Origin of the sequence: Streptosporangium sp. NPDC002544, assembly GCF_040295965.1 — a bacterium.
Taxonomy (GTDB): domain Bacteria; phylum Actinomycetota; class Actinomycetes; order Streptosporangiales; family Streptosporangiaceae; genus Streptosporangium.
Map to the genome: position 1 here is coordinate 67,493 of NZ_JBEOWJ010000026.1, position 14,033 is coordinate 81,525.

Here is a 14,033-nt window from a genome sequence, read left to right on the forward strand (position 1 = left end):
TCAGTGGGCGCGGACCTTACCTGGAGGCCAGGAGTTCGGCCAGGTCGGCGGGCAGGGGCATGGGCTGGGTGAGGCCGGCACGGGCGCGGCCGGTGTTGCCTTCGGGGTAGCGGCCCAGCGCCGAGCCGGGCGCGGCCACGATGATACGCACCACCTGGCCGAACGCTTCGCGGCGGTCGCGCTGAGCGACGGCCAGGACGAACATCGCCAGGTGGTTGCGGGTGTGGGGCCAGGGCCACGGCTGGGAGATGATGTGGGCCCGTTCCAGATGCCGCCAGCGCGCCGCAGCGTCTCCGGTGGCGCGGGCGGCGTTCATCTCGGCGCGGTAGGCGGCCCGCACACGGGCGGGCATCGGGCGGCCGATCATCGATCGTGCTCCTTCTCAGCGGTGCAGCAGCCGTCCGCGCATCCGGCCGAGGCGCCTGACCCGCCGACGACGGTGGCGGTGGGGACGGCACAGCAGGTGTCGCCGCGCCAGGCCTCGCGACCTTCCTTGACCGCGACGGCCGCGATGACCAGGGCGGCGATCGGGTCGGCCCACGACCAGCCGAAGGCGCTGTTGAGTGCCAGGCCCACGAGCAGCACGGCGGACAGGTAGGTGCACAGCAGCGTCTGTTTGGAGTCGGCCACCGCCGAAGCCGAGCCGAGTTCACGGCCGGCACGGCGCTGGGCGGCCGACAGGAACGGCATGATCACCAGCGACAGGCCCGCCAGGATCAGGCCGGGCGTGGAGTGCTCGGCCTCGCCGGCCCCGGCCAGGGCGCGTACGGCGTCGACGGTGACGTAGGCGGCCAGCACGAAGAACGAGAGCGCGATGACCCGCAACGCCACCTTCTCCCGCCGCTCGTGGTCGGTGGCCGAGAACTGCCAGGCGACCGCGGCGGCCGAGGCGACCTCGACGATGGAGTCCAGGCCGAAGCCGATCAGCGCGGCCGAGGAGGCGAGGGTGCCGGCGGTGATGGCCACGACGGCTTCGATCACGTTGTAGGTGATGGTCGCGGCCACCAGCAGCCGGATGCGGCGGCGCAGTACGGCACGGCGGGCCGGTGCGGGTCCGAGGCCGGGCAGATTCAGCGCGGTCATGCGATCGTGCCTCCAGCGGGCAGGTCGGCGTCGCGGTCGAGGCTGCCGGGGCCGGAGACGGGGCAGAGCGTGACGGAGTGACCGGTGGCGGCCAGCAGCTGCTCGGCCGCGCCCAGCAGGTCCATCAGCTCGGGCCGGGTCAGCGCGTAGAACGACTGGCGGCCCTCAGCCCGGTAGTCGACCAGCCCGCAATCGCGCAGGCAGGCCAGGTGCTTGGAGACCGTGGACTGGGCCAGGCCGAGCTGTTCGGTCAGGTCCACCACCCGGGCCTCGCCTCGGGCCAGGCGTTGCACGATCTTCAGCCGGGTCTCATCGGCCAGCGAGTGGAACAGCGCCGCCGCCGGCGGGATGCCCGCGGCGATGTCGGCGTTCACGCATCGGCCGGCATCATTATCAATCGCCATATGGCGATGATAGCCAGAAATGGTTATGTGTTGGCAAGAGTGCTCGACCTCGAAGTCCGGCACCCGCTAAGGGCGACGCCGCGCACTCTGGAGCCTGGATCGAGGCCACCGGGCGGCAACCCGATGCGGGGGCGGCGGATCGGTGAGGAAGAGCGGGCCGGCTCGGCGCCCGTCCAGCAGGCAGGGCAACAGCCGTGCGGTGGCGGTGCGCCAGACGATGACATCGACCGCGCCGCCGGCATCACACCGTGCTGCGGGGTGGATCGGAGGCGCGCCGCCCCCCGGGTCCGGTCACGCTATCGGGGGGGCAACACACAGAACTCATTGCCATCGGGGTCGGCCATCACCACCCGGCTGACCCCGCGCCGGCCGATGTCGACTCGAGTCGCTCCGAGGGAGACGAGACGGTCGGCCTCCGCCTGCTGATCACCGTGCGCAGATGGAGCGAGGTCGAAGTGCAGCCTGTTCCTCCCTGTCTTCGGCATCAGTGGCGGACCGCCCCACGTGATCTTCGGACCGCCATGGGGCGAGCGGATCGCGGTCTCTTGGTCCTGGTCCCAGACCAACGGCCAGCCCAGCGCCTCGCTCCAGAAGTACCCGACCTCCTGCGAACCGTCGCAGGCAAGCGCTCCGATGAATCCGCAGTCGGCAAGGAAGTTGTTGCCCGGTCCGATGACGCAGAACTCATTGCCTTCGGGGTCGGCGAGCACCACATGACCTTCCTCCGGGCGTTGCCCGATGTCGATGTGCCGCGCACCGAGTCCGAGCGACCTCGCCACCGTCTGCTGCTGGTCCTCCAGGGACGTGCTCGTCAGATCGAAGTGCATCTGGTTCTGGCCGGTCTTCTTCTCCTGGGTCGGAAGACATCGGATCCGGAACCCGGTGTCATCACTCGGCAGGAGCGCGATGCCATCGTGGGGGTCGCCTGCCATCTCCCAGCCCAGGACTCCGGCCCAGAAGCGTGCGAGACGGAGCGGGTCGTTCGCATCGAAGCAGAGCGCGACAAGCTGAGAAGTCATCCCGCATCTCCAATCTGCTGACTCACAGGCGCAGACAGGGCACATCGTCCTGGCGCATGACGGAAGCAACGCTAGCCCGCTCGAGGACTGCGACGCCAACGCATATAAGTCAGAAGGCGACGCTTCCGGCGCACGACCCGCGATCAGGACAGTGGGCGACTGACTCATCGCCGCCGTCACCGAACACCTCGCTCCACCCCGCCGAGGCCGGTAGGGCTGTGCGTTCAGCTGACGTTGATCACGACCTTGCCGCGGCTGTGCCCGCTTCCGACGTCGCGCTGTGCCTCCGCGGCGTGGTCGAGGGCGTATTCCGCTCTGATGTGTACGGAAATTTGGCCCTTGTCGTGGTAGGAGAGCATCTCGGTGAGACCTTCGGCGCTGCGGACACCGGTCCAGTCGCGGATGCCGAGGGCGGCGATCTCGTCGGAGAAGACCATGGTCACCACGCGGTCCGGGTCGTGAGCGATTCCGAGCGCCGCGCGGAGCCCGTCGGCCTCGAATCCGAGAGCGGCGTCGACGCCGTTCGGGGCGATGGCGCGGAGCCGTTCCACGAGCCCGGGCCCGTAGGCGATCGGGACCGCCCCGAGGGATCGCAGGTAGTCATGGTTGGCCTCGCTGGCGGTGCCGAGCACAGTGCTCGCCCCCATCGCCTTCGCGAGTTGGACCGCCATCGTCCCCAGCCCGCCGGACGCGCCGTTGATCAGGACGATGTCGCCGGTGGTCACGCGCATCTGGTTGAGGGCGTTGCGGGCGCCCTGGGCGGCTCCGGAGAACCCGCCGGCGATCTTCCACAGCATGTCGGCCGGCTTCGGCACGACCTGGTCGTACGGCACCACGACCCATTCCGCGTAGCTGCCGAGCGTGCTGAACCCGAGGACGGCGTCGCCGACCGAGAATCCCGTGACGCCCGCACCGATCTGGTCGATCGTGCCGGCGAACTCGTTTCCCGGCACGATCGGGAAGTCGCCCACGAGCGCGCGGGGAAAGCGTCCCTCGCGGACCCCGCAGTCGAAGGGCTGGACCCCGGCGACCTTGACCCGGACACGCACCTGCCCGGCTTGCGGGTGAGGCTCGTCCAGTTCGACGGTGCGGAGCACCTCTGGGGGACCGAACGAGGACAAGGCGGCGGCTCTCACTGATGTCTCCTTCACTCAGTGGGCTGGGCGTCGCCTGCTGGAGGCGCCCATCTCATGGTGAACAGCTCGTATCCGGGGGGTCGGCCGGGCACCAGTCCGGCGGGCGTGGCCCTGAGGCCGTCGAGCGCGATGGTGATGACGCGTTCTCTCGCGTTCTGGGCGGCGTCGTTCAGCTCGGTCCGCCCCTGCCGGTGCAACTGGTCCTGGAGCGGAGACTTCGAAAGTTGTTCGATGAGCAGCTCAAGATCGACCGGAGTAACCCCGGCACGGAGCACCTCGGCCCGGTGCGCGCGCTCGACGAGCATGGCCACCGCGCGGTCGCCCTGTTCGGCCAGCTCGGTCATCTCGGCGGTCACCTCGAAGGTGCCGGCCACCGGCGCCAGCGAACCGGGGCCTGACCGGATCGAGGACATCGCGTAGTGCCTCAGGCCCTCCCATGGATCGCCCATGGCAAGCCCTTCCTTCGCCGCGTCGAGATACTCGCGCAGCGCGATCAGGCATAGCCGCTGGAACAGTTCCTGCTTCGTGCGGTAGCGCCGATACAGCGACCCGACGCCGACTCCGGCTCTGGCCGCGATCGACGCCACCGAGGCGTGCGCGCCGTCCGCCGCCAGCACCTCGCGGGCCGCTCGCAGCAACGCCCGGTCATTCCGGGCGACCTCCTCGCTGCGCCATGAACGCGAACTCGTCATGGAGGCAGTCTACACAGTTGCGGAGTAATTCGCTCCGCACCTATGGTTCGCTGCGGAGCGAATCGCTCCGCAGCGTAGGGAGGACCTCATGACCACCGGCACGACCGGCGTCGACGACACCGATCCGGCGCCCGATCGCAACCGACTTCCCCGGCCACTCCGCCCGTTCCGCACGGGCCGATACCGGCTCCTGGCCACCGCGCTCGGCCTGAGCCTGGCCGGCAGCGGCATGTGGGCGGTCGCGGTGGTGTGGCAGGTGATCGCGATCGGCGCGGGTCCATCCGAACTCTCCCTGATCGCCACCGCGAGCGGCGTCGGACTGGTCGCGACCGCCCTGCTGGGAGGCGTCGTCGCCGACCGCGCGTCCCGGCGGCGCATCATCCTGCTCGCCCAAGCGGCCAAGGCGCTGGGAGCCGGCTCGGTCGCGGTCGCCGCCACCATGGACCTGCTCACTCCCGGACACCTCATCGCGGTCGCCGCGGTGCTCGGGATCGCGGACGGGTTCTTCTATCCCGCCTACTCCGCGCTCGTCCCCGCGGTCGTCCCGCAAGACGATCTGCTCGCTGCCAACGGGATCGAAGGCGTGCTGAGACCGACCCTGATGCAGGCGGCGGGACCCGGCGCCGCCGGCGCACTGATCAGCGTCTTCGCACCGGGTATGGCGTTCGTGGCCATCGCCGCCGTGCATCTCCTGGCCGCGACCTGCACCGCCATCATGCGCGAGCCCGAGACGCGCGACCGTACGGCACGGGCGGGCAACCCCGTCCAGTCGGCGGTGAGCGACCTGCGGGCCGGGTTCGCCTACCTGCTCACGACGCCGTGGCTGGTCGGCACGCTGACGTTCGCCGTCACCCTCGTCCTGGTCGCCGGCGGGCCGATCCAGGTCCTGCTCCCGTTCGCGATCCGCGACCAGGGGGCGGGCGGGCCGCAGGCGTTCGCGCTCGCCCTCGCCTGCTACGGCCTCGGCGGTGTGATCGGCTCGCTCACGATGTCCGCGCTGCCCCTTCCCCGGCGCTACCTGTCGGTGATGCTCCTGGCCTGGGGCGGCGGCTGTCTTCCGCTCGCCGTCCTCGGGGCGGCCGACCAACTGGGGATCATGATTGCCGCGCTCTTTCTGCATGGCGCCCTCACCTCCGGCGCGGGCGTTATCTGGGGAACACTGCTGCAACGTCGCGTGCCGCCCGCCATGCTCGGCCGGATCTCCAGCCTCGACTTCTTCGTCTCACTCAGCGCGGCCCCGCTGTCCATGGCGCTGGTCGGACCGGCGGCGGCCGAATGGGGAATCCGGTCGGTCTTCCTCATGGCGGCCATCGTCCCGCTGACGGTCGCCGTACTGGCCATCGCGCTCGCCCGCCTCAGGCGTGACGAGCTCGACCACCCCCTCACCGGCGCGAGATGAGCAGGTCACGCACCACACTGCCTTGAGGATCAGCAAGATCCAGACCCTTTCCATGAACCGGCGCTGATCACTGGACATGTGCTCCCTCAGGAAGGCGTCGATCCGTGCATTAAGGTTGCGGGCGGCTTCGAGTCCGCTGCCGGTCTTGCGGACGATGTCTCAGCGCCGGTCTTCGGCCAGAGTGAGGGCCAGGTCGAGGATCAGGGAATGTCCGGTGTGCTCGCCGGCGCGATGCCTTGCCTTCTTGGCTGGTCGCGGGAGTCGTGTGCGGAACCGGCGGACTGCCTCGCCGCCCCGGTAGGTAGCCCACCCGCATCCCGCGGTGCCTGCCGGTCTCGCCCTGGCCGGCCTGTCGCGCTGCCCGCCGCCGGTCACGCCTGCGGGGCGTGACCGGCAGCCGAATGTCAACGGGTCACACGATCTGGATGGCGACGACCTTCGGAGGGCGGTTCGGGAAGGTGATGTCGTGCCAGCGCTCGATCTTCACCGAGTCGCCGTTGGCGTCGTAGTAGATCAGGTCGTTGTTGCCCGTGGAGATCCGGTCGACCCACCATCCGCCGAAGTCGGTCTTTCCGCTGTTGGCGTAGCAGTCGACGCTCTGGCGGCCGTCGAGGTGCGACCAGATCTTCAGGAAGTTCTCGCCACCAACGCATTGGACGTGGTCGATGGCGAAGGCGGTGCCGCCCGGGATGGTGATGGTGAAGGCGGCGGCTGCGGCGAGCGCCACGGCCATGGAACGGGCGTTCTTCTTGCTCTTCGAGATCACAGACTCTCCTCCTGCGGAGACCGGCGCGCACGGCCCCGGCCCTGTTGGTGACGTCGCGTCCTGACGGAACGGTGCTTCGTCGGGCCGGCAGACGGCCGACTGCGCACCGGAGCGGCCCCTCGCGGCCGCGCTTTTCCGTGACGCAATTGGGTGGTCCGGTGACTCAAAGTAATACCACCCTTTGTCCGGCCAACACGGGGTCCCAGTAGTAACGACGCAGGAAACAACGGATATGCAGATCAGCTGCTCGCCTTCCAAGCTGTGCCCGAGGGTCCTTAAGGGAGCTTTGACCTGCATATCCGTTGAAAATTTCGCCGATATTACCGGGCCCCCTACCCAGAGCAACACGTTTGACGAACGAAAGGCGCTCCTCGATGGCGCTCATCGGCTTGGTCCGGGTCAGCACCGACAAGCAGAAGACCCAACGTCAGCTTCGGGAGGAGGACGCCCAGTTCGAGGCCGCGCTCGCCCTGGCCCGCCAGATCAAGGCGCACGCCCCGCACTGCCGCGTCATCCTGACCGTGTACGAAATGAAACGACTCGGCCGCCGCCCCTTCCGCCGCCGCTGAGCCGATCAGGCCTCCCGGGTCAGGAACTGGTGGAGGCTCCGGCAGGCCCGGGTCAGCGAGGTCGAACCGCGCTTCTTCGCGTGGGCGGCCACCTCGGGGATCTCGCCCCGCGCGCCGGCCCACGCGGCGATGTCGGTGGCCAGCACGACGGCGTCGATGTGCGGACGCCGGGCCCGCTCGCCCTCCCTCGGAAGGAAGACGGCCAGGAAGTGGCGCAAGATCGTCCATACCTCGGCGTGCGCGCCCTGCTTGGCGGCCAGCTCCAGTGAGGGCAACGCGGGGTCGGCCTCGTAGCGGGTGCGGCGGCCGAACAGGCCCAGCAGGCGGCCCGTCTCGGCGGCGGGGAGCGCGCCCTTGGCCGCCAGCTGAAGCAGTGGAGGCACCACGTCGTCGCCCTCCACGGTAAGGAAGTAGGCCAGCGCCAGGGCCGTCGCCGGGCCGGACGCGCCTTCGGCCAGGGTCAGGTTGCGGAGGTCGTCGATCGCGATGTCGGGCGGGTCGAAACGGTCGATCAGGCCGATCGCCAGATGGGCAGCCGCGAGCTCCCGGTGGTGGGGCGTCATACCGGGCCAGAAGTGACGTGACACGCGCCGGAACGGGCGCATCTCGGGCGCGGTCAGCAGGGCGTCGAGGTGGGCGAGACCGGTGGGCTCCACGGGTTGCCAGCTCACATTGGCGATGCCGCGCTGGTCGAGGACATGGTCGTCGTAGGGCACGGCGCGGGAGCCGAGGTCGAGGGTCCAGGTCAGCTCCACCTCCGGTGGTGGGGGCGCGCCGCGCTCGAACCAGCGGGCCACCACCGCAGCCGCCGCCGAGCCGATGCCCTTCGCGCGTTCGGCCAGGTCGGGGGCGGGATCGGGCGGGAGGCGCAACAGGGCCTGTGCCACGTCCAGCGGGAGCGGTTCGCAGCCGGATTCCGCGCACACAGCCAGGCGGTCGAGCAAGGTCTCGGGGTCGAGGTGGCCGTCGGCGCGGGTGGGGGTGGCCAGCAGTACCGGGGGCAGGGCTCCGGCCTTCGCCGCGCGCAGGAGTTCGTCGAGGCGGGACAGGAGGAAGGCGTGGGGGCGGGCGCACTCTCGCAGGTGGGGGAGGCGGTTCCAGGGAGCGGGGGCAGGTCGCGCCTTCAGGTCGTAGAGGTCGGTCTGGACGTCGATCGTCCGCAGGATCTCCTCCTGTACGTAGTCGGGCATCTCGTGGAGCGGGACGATCGTGCGGAGGCCGGGGAACAGCTGGAAGGCCGTGGCCGCGACGTTCACCATGCCGTCGTACAGGGCCTGCCCGAGATCGCCGGACAGGCCGGGGAAGGCCTGCTCCGCGTCGGCCCGCTGCTCCTCGGAGATCGTCTTCCGGTACGACGGGCGCTGCCTCGGCGGACGGGACATGGGCGGCCCCGGATCTTCGCCGGGGTTGACGAGTTCCCTGGCCAGCGCGGTGCACCAGTCACGCGGGGAGTGCCACGTCGGCGCGTCGTAGAGCACCGGCCGCAGGTGTTCGCCGAACCGCCGGGCCAGCGTTTCCTTCAGGGAGTCCGGGTTCGTATGCGCCTCCCGCGTGACCGCCGCCAGCCACGCCTCGACGTCGATCCAGCCGATCTCCTCCGGCGGGCCGCTCTCCAGGCTAGAGGTGGGGAACGGGCCGGGGATGGTGGCCTCGGGCAGGCGGCCGGGGGTGAAGTCGCTGGTCCAGCCTTCGGTGAAGCGCTCGAAGAGCTGCCGGGCTGAGGCCGGGGGCAGCAGTTCGGCCGACTCCAGGATCGGGGCGGGGTCGGTGAGGTGGTCGGCGTGCTTGAGGGTGAGGGTGACCGCGCGGTCGCGCACCTCGTGAGAGGCGTGCGCGTACGCGTTGGTCAGCGCGGTGACGTGGTCGGCCACACGTTCCGGTGTGGTGGCGAGGTCGCGGTCGAGCCAGGTCAGGCCCTTCACGGCGAGCTTGGCCTCTTGGCGGAAGGTCATCGCCTCGATGGCCTCGGCGACGTCCGCCGGGTCGAGCCGCGCCTGGCGTACCTGCTGCCAGGCCAGCTCGGCTACCGGGCCCGGCGCGGCGGGCAGCAGCCGCAGGTAGTCGCGCAGCCGCCCGGCCGACTCCTCTGGCGTGGGCGCCACGAGCGTGTGCAGCCGGACGAAAAAACGCAGGTCCTGCGCGTCGCCGCCGAGCAGGAAACGGCTCACGCAGCCGGTGATGATCTGCTCGCGCGACAGTGTGCGGGCGGCCAGGGCCAGCCAGCGGGACGGCTTCGGGGTGAGCGTCTCGTTGACCAGCGCCCGGCCCGCGCCGGCCGCCTCGAAGATCTTCGGAAGCAGGTGGGGCGTCAGCGGGTCCTTGGCCACGCCCACCGCCGACAACCAGGCCGCCACCAGCGGCTCGTGGTCGGGTGGGGTGGCCTCGCCGTCGCGCAGCAGTTCCAAGGCCAGCGGCACGATCCGGTCGTCGGGACGGCGGATGCGGCGCGCGAGCCGTACCGCCAGATCGGCACGCCAGGCCACCGGGCGACCGGAGACCGCCTTCACCAGCCGGTGCGGGCTCGGCGCGCCGGACCAGCGGGGATTGAGGTCGCGTTTCATCAGCCAGGTGACCACCCCGGCCGGGCCGGGAATGGTCGCCGCGCCCACCATCATCAGCACCTCGGACCGGCCGGTGACCTGCTCGTCGGCGGTCCAGTCGAAGGCGTCCCAGCCGACGGTGGCGGCTAGTAGCGGGCTCTCGCGAAGCTCGGCGAGCAGGCCCGGCAACCCGGCGGCGACGGTGGCCCGCTCGGCGTCGGTGAGCTTCGGCAACCGCAACGCCAGACCCTCGGCGTCGTGGTTGAGCACGAGATTCCTGATCTCGGTACGGATGTCGTCAGAGGTCATGACGTGGCTCCGGTGAGGAAGAACCAGGGGGCCACGGCCGGGCCGGACAGGGCCCGCCCGCCGGAGGTCGCCAATCCGAGACGACCGTCGACAAGGGAGGAGGGCGCGGCGTACGTGTACGCCTGCGTCGCTGGAGTCATGGCCGGGACATTAGATCGCCTCACCGACAAACCGGCGCGGCAGATATCGAGGAGATGAAAGGATCCTGTGAACATCCATGCCCCCCGCCGGACGAACCGGGTAATTTGTCGTGCGCCAGGGGAGGGGGACGATGTGAAGCACATCCGCGTTTCCGACGCCGAACGTGACCGCGCCTGTGTGATTCCGCGTGAACACTTCGCCGTGGGCCGCCTGAAGAAAGACGAACTCGACAACCGCGTCAACGCCCTTGCGGGTACAGCCGGGCCATGATCAACGGCTTGGCGTTAACCGCTGTATCAGTCCCAGGGCCGTCGCACAGTCCTATCGTTGGCTGATGCGCGCACACCATATCGACCACCCAGCCGATCTCGACGTGGTACGTGAGTCCTATGACCGGGTGGCCGACAACTACGCCCACATGGTGGTGACGACGGGAGTCGGCGACATCCGTAGCCATCCATGGCTCAAGGCATCGATCGACGCCTTCGCTGACACCGTGAGCGAGCTTGGGCCTGTCCTCGACGTCGGCTGCGGACCCGGAACGGTGACCGCCTATCTTGCCGAACGCGGACTCGACGTGTCCGGGGTAGACCTCTCTCCTCGCATGATCGAGAACGCGCGCCGTCTTCATCCGCAATGCCGCTTCAGCGTCGCCTCTGCCACCGACCTCGACCTTGGTGAAGCGTCCCTTGGCGGCGTGCTCGGGTGGTGGTCACTGTTCAACCTCCCCCGTGACGTCCTTCCTCAGGTTCTCGCCCTGTTCGCGCGCGCGTTGAAGCCAGGCGGACACTTCATCACCGCAACACACGTCGGCGACGAAGACGCGGTGCGCACCGAGGCCTACGGAGGCGTACCCGTTCGTTGGACGACACACAAATGGCGACCGGAACAACTCGTGGACCTGATCGAGCAGGCTGGGCTGCGCCCGGTCGCCGAACTTCGGCTCCCCGCAGATGAGCAGAGCGGGCCGGGTTTGGTCGTCATGGCCAAGCAGCCCGGCTGAGGATCGGGCGTCGGAAGCGGCACAGGGTCTCGTGCCGGGCAAGGCTCCTCCGGACGGTTGCGACGCCGGTTGAAGGTGCTGCTCTGGCGGGCAGCAGTCGGCGTGGCGACCGCGACCGGAGCGGGCCTCGTCATGATCATGGCCGACTGGATCAATAGCCTGTTATGGGCCGTTCCTGAACTTGTTGAACCTGCCGAAGTGCCGGTCGACGATCCAGCGCGTCGGTTTGTTCGGGCGGTTGCAGACGGCCCAGTTGAAGGTGAGCCGCCATACGTAGCTGTCCAGGGCGGCGAACGTCCTGGACGACACCACGCTGCGGTAGTAGGTGGCCCAGCCCCGCACGATGGATCGAGCCGGGCGATGACCGCCTGGGCGTTCGAGCCGCGCAGACTGCGCATCTCGGTCGCCAGCCGCGGCTTCAGCCGCTTGACCGCCGTGCGGCTCGGCATGGTCAGCTTCGGATCATGTCCCTGGTGGGGAAGGACCCGCTGGCCTCCAGCAGCCGGGAGTGGTCGATGTGATCGAAGGCCGCTGCCAGGTCCGCGTCCAGCACCCACAGCCGTTTCGCCGGTTTCCGGCTGGTGGCCTGGTGGATGGATTCGATCGCGTCATGGCAGCTCCGGTCCGGCCGAAGTCCATAGGATCGGGGCTCGAATCGGAACGGTCTCTCGGAACGCGGAGGTTGTGAGAGGGATTTTGCGAACGGCGACCTGGGGGAACGCCTCGCCGGACCAGGGGGCGCTGACCTCGCACAACTGACCATTTCTGCGAACCACACGAGCTACATCCGGGTCCGCGCGTACGCTTGCAGCGCGTCGCGGACGAACGTCGCCCCCGCGGCGTCGTCGTACATGGCGGCGAAGCGGGGGTCGTCGACGAACATGTCCCCAATGCCGTTCACCATCTCGATCGAGCGCTCCCGGTCGCCCTCGGCGGTGGGGGTGCCCGGGATCTGACTCAGCCACTGGACGTGCCGGGCAGCCAGTGACTGAGCGTGTTCCGATGTCGGCGAATCCCCGGCCTTCGCTGCGGCGACCCATGCGGCGACGAGGTCTTCGGTGTCCTGCTTCCAGGCCCGCTGCTGGTCGAGGCTCTTGCCATGCCACCAGTCGTTGCTCACTTGGAACGCGCGCTCGCCCCAGCGTGAGATCACCTCGTCCTTGTAGAGGTCGTTGAACCCCGCCAACATGACATCCATCCGCGGTTCCGTCCCCGACTGCAGGGCCTCGAGCGTGTGCCGCACAGACCGGATCTGCCGTTCGATGCGGTCCCGTTCCTCTTCCAGCGCGGCGATGTGGGCGCGGAGCCCGTCGAGCGCGTCCACCTCCTCGGCCAAGACCTCGGCGATGGCCGGCAAGCCCATGCCGAGCCGGCGCATGAGCAGGATCCGCTGTAGCCGGGCGACCGCGGTGGGGTTGTAGTAGCGGTACCCGTTCGCGCCGACCCGGGACGGGACCAGGAGCCCGACGCGGTCGTAGTGACGCAGGGTACGGCTGGTGATGCCGGCCCTCGCCGCGAGTTCCTGGATCGTCCACTCCATCGTTCCAGTGTTACCCGCGGCGGAGAGTAGTTGCGATGATCTCCGAGGCGTCGGCGTGCAGGGCCTGCGCCGCCGTCTGCCCGGTCGCCGCCAGGTAGGTGTCGACCAGCCGGTTGCCCGCGGCGTACCCCGCGCCCATCGGCAGTCCTACCGGGGTGAGGCCGAAGCGCTCGGCGCTTGGGTCGCCGTGCACCCATGCAGTGAAGTTCTGCATGCCTGTCACGTCGAGCCCGGTGAGCACCTTGCTGAAGATCTCGTCATCGTGCAGGTGCGGCACGCCGATGCGGGCGGGGCCGAGCTCGTCGCCGTAGAGCTGGCGGGCGAAGGCGTCGGCCAGGCCCTCGCCGACGATGTGATCGCCGACCGTGACGGTCATCGGGTCCCACACCACCCCGCCCGGGCTCCACCGCAGGTTGTGGTGCAGTTCGTGTACGGCGGTGGCCTCCAGCCGCTCCACATTCTCGGGGAAGGGCCAGAACGTGATGGCGATGTGGCCCGAGATGCCGCCGAACCCGGTCAATCCTTGGCAGGGACCCATGAAGTGTTCGTCACCCGGATCGCCGAGGACGAACAGCACGGTGATGTCCGGGGCCTCCAGCCCCGGCGTCGCCTCCAGCAGCACGGCGAGAGCGTCGTCGAGCGCGCGTTCCATCCGCTCCCAGGCCCCGGCCGCAGCCAGGGTTTCGAGCGCGTCGAGGCAATGCTCCTCGTCGCGGTCGATGGGGAACCCGGACGTTTCGAGGTGTACGGCAACCAGGTCGACCTCGCCGGGGTTGTAGCGGTACATACCCTTGTTGGGCTCCAGCATCGAATGCAGCAGGCCAACGCGGTCCGCGACCGGGGCCAGCAGAATCCGCCGCATGGCGGAGTAGGTGTCAAGAACAGTGATCGACATGGCCCCGATGCTAGAAGTTGACGCAGCGTCAAGGTCAAACCAGCGGCGCTCTTCGTCGAGGTACGGCCGGCATACCGTCACTCAGTCCCGTCATGACCGGCGGTTCGCCGCTGCGATGGACTCACGCAACTTGGTCGGCCGCTGTTCCAGTGTGCGCGGCTCCTCGGTCTTGCGGTCCGCGGTGAACAGCATCCACCGCTGAACCCCGCCGTCGCCAACTACGCCAGAGAACCTCCTCGGAGGCCTGCGCCCGGAGACCGCGGACATCTACCGGGTGAAGAGCCTCCCGGTCACCTGAAACGTGTGACCGCAAGCCGGTGACGGGGCAGGTCGCGTACGGCCGCCCGCCACCGCTGTGGTTGCCCGCCTGCGGCGATCGCGTCCGCGGCATGCGGGTCGACCTGGCGGAACGCGCCCTCGTCCATCCCACGCCGCAGCGCCCTGACGATGGCGGCTCTTCGTCTTCGGGGGCAGGGGCGGAGTGGAAGACCACAGTGTGCAGGCTGCCTGGCCGGGCGATGGTCTCGATGGCCGGTG

17 protein-coding genes are annotated in these 14,033 nt (G+C 69.4%); 4 read left to right on the forward strand and 13 right to left on the reverse strand.

Going from position 1 to position 14,033, the window contains the following annotated elements; translation table 11 throughout:
• Positions 1 to 16: 16 nt before the first annotated feature.
• From ABT061_RS32760 to ABT061_RS32785, 6 genes are all read right to left on the reverse strand, one after another.
• Positions 17 to 367: a DUF3703 domain-containing protein gene (locus ABT061_RS32760; RefSeq protein WP_350925290.1), complete on the reverse strand. Its 351-nt coding sequence runs from the start codon at positions 365 to 367 to the stop codon at positions 17 to 19.
• On the reverse strand, positions 364 to 1,083 hold the full coding sequence (locus ABT061_RS32765; RefSeq protein WP_350925292.1) for a cation efflux transmembrane domain-containing protein: 720 nt from the start codon (positions 1,081 to 1,083) through the stop codon (positions 364 to 366). Before ABT061_RS32765 ends, ABT061_RS32760 begins: the two co-directional genes overlap by 4 nt.
• Complete coding sequence (locus ABT061_RS32770; RefSeq protein ID WP_350925294.1) at positions 1,080 to 1,487, reverse strand: ArsR/SmtB family transcription factor; 408 nt, start codon at positions 1,485 to 1,487, stop codon at positions 1,080 to 1,082. The genes ABT061_RS32765 and ABT061_RS32770 overlap by 4 nt, the downstream gene beginning before the upstream one ends.
• A 296-nt stretch (positions 1,488 to 1,783) precedes the next feature.
• Positions 1,784 to 2,506 carry a VOC family protein gene (locus ABT061_RS32775; RefSeq protein WP_350925296.1) on the reverse strand — a complete coding sequence of 241 codons (723 nt, stop codon included), beginning with the start codon at positions 2,504 to 2,506 and terminating at the stop codon, positions 1,784 to 1,786.
• A gap of 224 nt (positions 2,507 to 2,730) precedes the next feature.
• Positions 2,731 to 3,642: an NADP-dependent oxidoreductase gene (locus ABT061_RS32780; protein WP_350925298.1), complete on the reverse strand. Its 912-nt coding sequence runs from the start codon at positions 3,640 to 3,642 to the stop codon at positions 2,731 to 2,733.
• 11 nt (positions 3,643 to 3,653) lie between these two features.
• Positions 3,654 to 4,334 (reverse strand): TetR/AcrR family transcriptional regulator, encoded by a 681-nt coding sequence (locus tag ABT061_RS32785; protein ID WP_350925300.1) that lies wholly within the window; start codon positions 4,332 to 4,334, stop codon positions 3,654 to 3,656.
• An 88-nt stretch (positions 4,335 to 4,422) separates the two neighbouring features.
• Between ABT061_RS32785 and ABT061_RS32790 the strand changes: the two genes are divergently transcribed.
• The gene (locus tag ABT061_RS32790) at positions 4,423 to 5,733 is read left to right on the forward strand and encodes an MFS transporter (protein WP_350925302.1); all 1,311 of its coding nucleotides are present in this window, start codon (positions 4,423 to 4,425) and stop codon (positions 5,731 to 5,733) included.
• Positions 5,734 to 6,145: 412 nt separating this feature from the next.
• Here ABT061_RS32790 and ABT061_RS32795 read toward each other — a convergent pair whose 3' ends face one another.
• Positions 6,146 to 6,499: a beta/gamma crystallin domain-containing protein gene (locus ABT061_RS32795; protein WP_350925304.1), complete on the reverse strand. Its 354-nt coding sequence runs from the start codon at positions 6,497 to 6,499 to the stop codon at positions 6,146 to 6,148.
• A 374-nt stretch (positions 6,500 to 6,873) separates the two neighbouring features.
• On the opposite strand from ABT061_RS32795, the gene ABT061_RS32800 reads away from it, so the two are divergent.
• Positions 6,874 to 7,068, forward strand: a complete 195-nt coding sequence (locus ABT061_RS32800; protein ID WP_350925306.1) for a hypothetical protein — start codon at positions 6,874 to 6,876, stop codon at positions 7,066 to 7,068.
• 5 nt (positions 7,069 to 7,073) lie between these two features.
• On the opposite strand, the gene ABT061_RS32805 is transcribed toward ABT061_RS32800, so the two are convergent.
• Together ABT061_RS32805 and ABT061_RS32810 are read right to left on the reverse strand one after the other, a co-directional pair.
• Entirely contained in the window at positions 7,074 to 9,917 is a 2,844-nt protein-coding gene (locus ABT061_RS32805) for a hypothetical protein (RefSeq protein WP_350925308.1), read from the reverse strand.
• Complete coding sequence (locus tag ABT061_RS32810) at positions 9,914 to 10,057, reverse strand: hypothetical protein (protein WP_350925310.1); 144 nt, start codon at positions 10,055 to 10,057, stop codon at positions 9,914 to 9,916. Before ABT061_RS32810 ends, ABT061_RS32805 begins: the two co-directional genes overlap by 4 nt.
• Before the next feature lie 133 nt (positions 10,058 to 10,190).
• Between ABT061_RS32810 and ABT061_RS32815 the strand changes: the two genes are divergently transcribed.
• Together ABT061_RS32815 and ABT061_RS32820 are read left to right on the forward strand one after the other, a co-directional pair.
• Complete coding sequence (locus tag ABT061_RS32815; protein WP_350925312.1) at positions 10,191 to 10,328, forward strand: DUF1707 SHOCT-like domain-containing protein; 138 nt, start codon at positions 10,191 to 10,193, stop codon at positions 10,326 to 10,328.
• A gap of 64 nt (positions 10,329 to 10,392) precedes the next feature.
• A complete protein-coding gene (locus ABT061_RS32820) occupies positions 10,393 to 11,061 on the forward strand; it encodes a class I SAM-dependent methyltransferase (RefSeq protein WP_350925314.1) in 669 nt (222 codons plus the stop codon).
• A gap of 162 nt (positions 11,062 to 11,223) precedes the next feature.
• Here ABT061_RS32820 and ABT061_RS32825 read toward each other — a convergent pair whose 3' ends face one another.
• The 4 genes from ABT061_RS32825 to ABT061_RS32840 form a co-directional block, all read right to left on the reverse strand.
• Positions 11,224 to 11,403: a group II intron maturase-specific domain-containing protein gene (locus ABT061_RS32825; RefSeq protein WP_350925316.1), complete on the reverse strand. Its 180-nt coding sequence runs from the start codon at positions 11,401 to 11,403 to the stop codon at positions 11,224 to 11,226.
• Positions 11,404 to 11,512: 109 nt separating this feature from the next.
• Entirely contained in the window at positions 11,513 to 11,824 is a 312-nt protein-coding gene (locus tag ABT061_RS32830) for a reverse transcriptase domain-containing protein (RefSeq protein ID WP_350925318.1), read from the reverse strand.
• 18 nt (positions 11,825 to 11,842) lie between these two features.
• Positions 11,843 to 12,601: a MerR family transcriptional regulator gene (locus tag ABT061_RS32835; RefSeq protein WP_350925320.1), complete on the reverse strand. Its 759-nt coding sequence runs from the start codon at positions 12,599 to 12,601 to the stop codon at positions 11,843 to 11,845.
• A gap of 10 nt (positions 12,602 to 12,611) precedes the next feature.
• A complete protein-coding gene (locus tag ABT061_RS32840) occupies positions 12,612 to 13,496 on the reverse strand; it encodes a DUF2268 domain-containing putative Zn-dependent protease (RefSeq protein WP_350925322.1) in 885 nt (294 codons plus the stop codon).
• Positions 13,497 to 14,033: the final 537 nt, after the last annotated feature.

Excerpts from the sequence above, each read along its gene's own strand:
- ABT061_RS32760 (WP_350925290.1), bottom strand. The coding sequence starts at position 367 with ATGATCGGCCGCCCGATGCCCGCCCGTGTGCGGGCCGCCTACCGCGCC.
- ABT061_RS32765 (WP_350925292.1), bottom strand. The coding sequence starts at position 1,083 with ATGACCGCGCTGAATCTGCCCGGCCTCGGACCCGCACCGGCCCGCCGT.
- ABT061_RS32770 (WP_350925294.1), bottom strand. The coding sequence starts at position 1,487 with ATGGCGATTGATAATGATGCCGGCCGATGCGTGAACGCCGACATCGCC.
- ABT061_RS32775 (WP_350925296.1), bottom strand. The coding sequence starts at position 2,506 with ATGACTTCTCAGCTTGTCGCGCTCTGCTTCGATGCGAACGACCCGCTC.
- ABT061_RS32785 (WP_350925300.1), bottom strand. The coding sequence starts at position 4,334 with ATGACGAGTTCGCGTTCATGGCGCAGCGAGGAGGTCGCCCGGAATGAC.
- ABT061_RS32790 (WP_350925302.1), top strand. The coding sequence starts at position 4,423 with ATGACCACCGGCACGACCGGCGTCGACGACACCGATCCGGCGCCCGAT.
- ABT061_RS32800 (WP_350925306.1), top strand. The coding sequence starts at position 6,874 with ATGGCGCTCATCGGCTTGGTCCGGGTCAGCACCGACAAGCAGAAGACC.
- ABT061_RS32805 (WP_350925308.1), bottom strand. The coding sequence starts at position 9,917 with ATGACCTCTGACGACATCCGTACCGAGATCAGGAATCTCGTGCTCAAC.
- ABT061_RS32810 (WP_350925310.1), bottom strand. The coding sequence starts at position 10,057 with ATGACTCCAGCGACGCAGGCGTACACGTACGCCGCGCCCTCCTCCCTT.
- ABT061_RS32820 (WP_350925314.1), top strand. The coding sequence starts at position 10,393 with ATGCGCGCACACCATATCGACCACCCAGCCGATCTCGACGTGGTACGT.
- ABT061_RS32830 (WP_350925318.1), bottom strand. The coding sequence starts at position 11,824 with ATGGTCAGTTGTGCGAGGTCAGCGCCCCCTGGTCCGGCGAGGCGTTCC.
- ABT061_RS32835 (WP_350925320.1), bottom strand. The coding sequence starts at position 12,601 with ATGGAGTGGACGATCCAGGAACTCGCGGCGAGGGCCGGCATCACCAGC.
- ABT061_RS32840 (WP_350925322.1), bottom strand. The coding sequence starts at position 13,496 with ATGTCGATCACTGTTCTTGACACCTACTCCGCCATGCGGCGGATTCTG.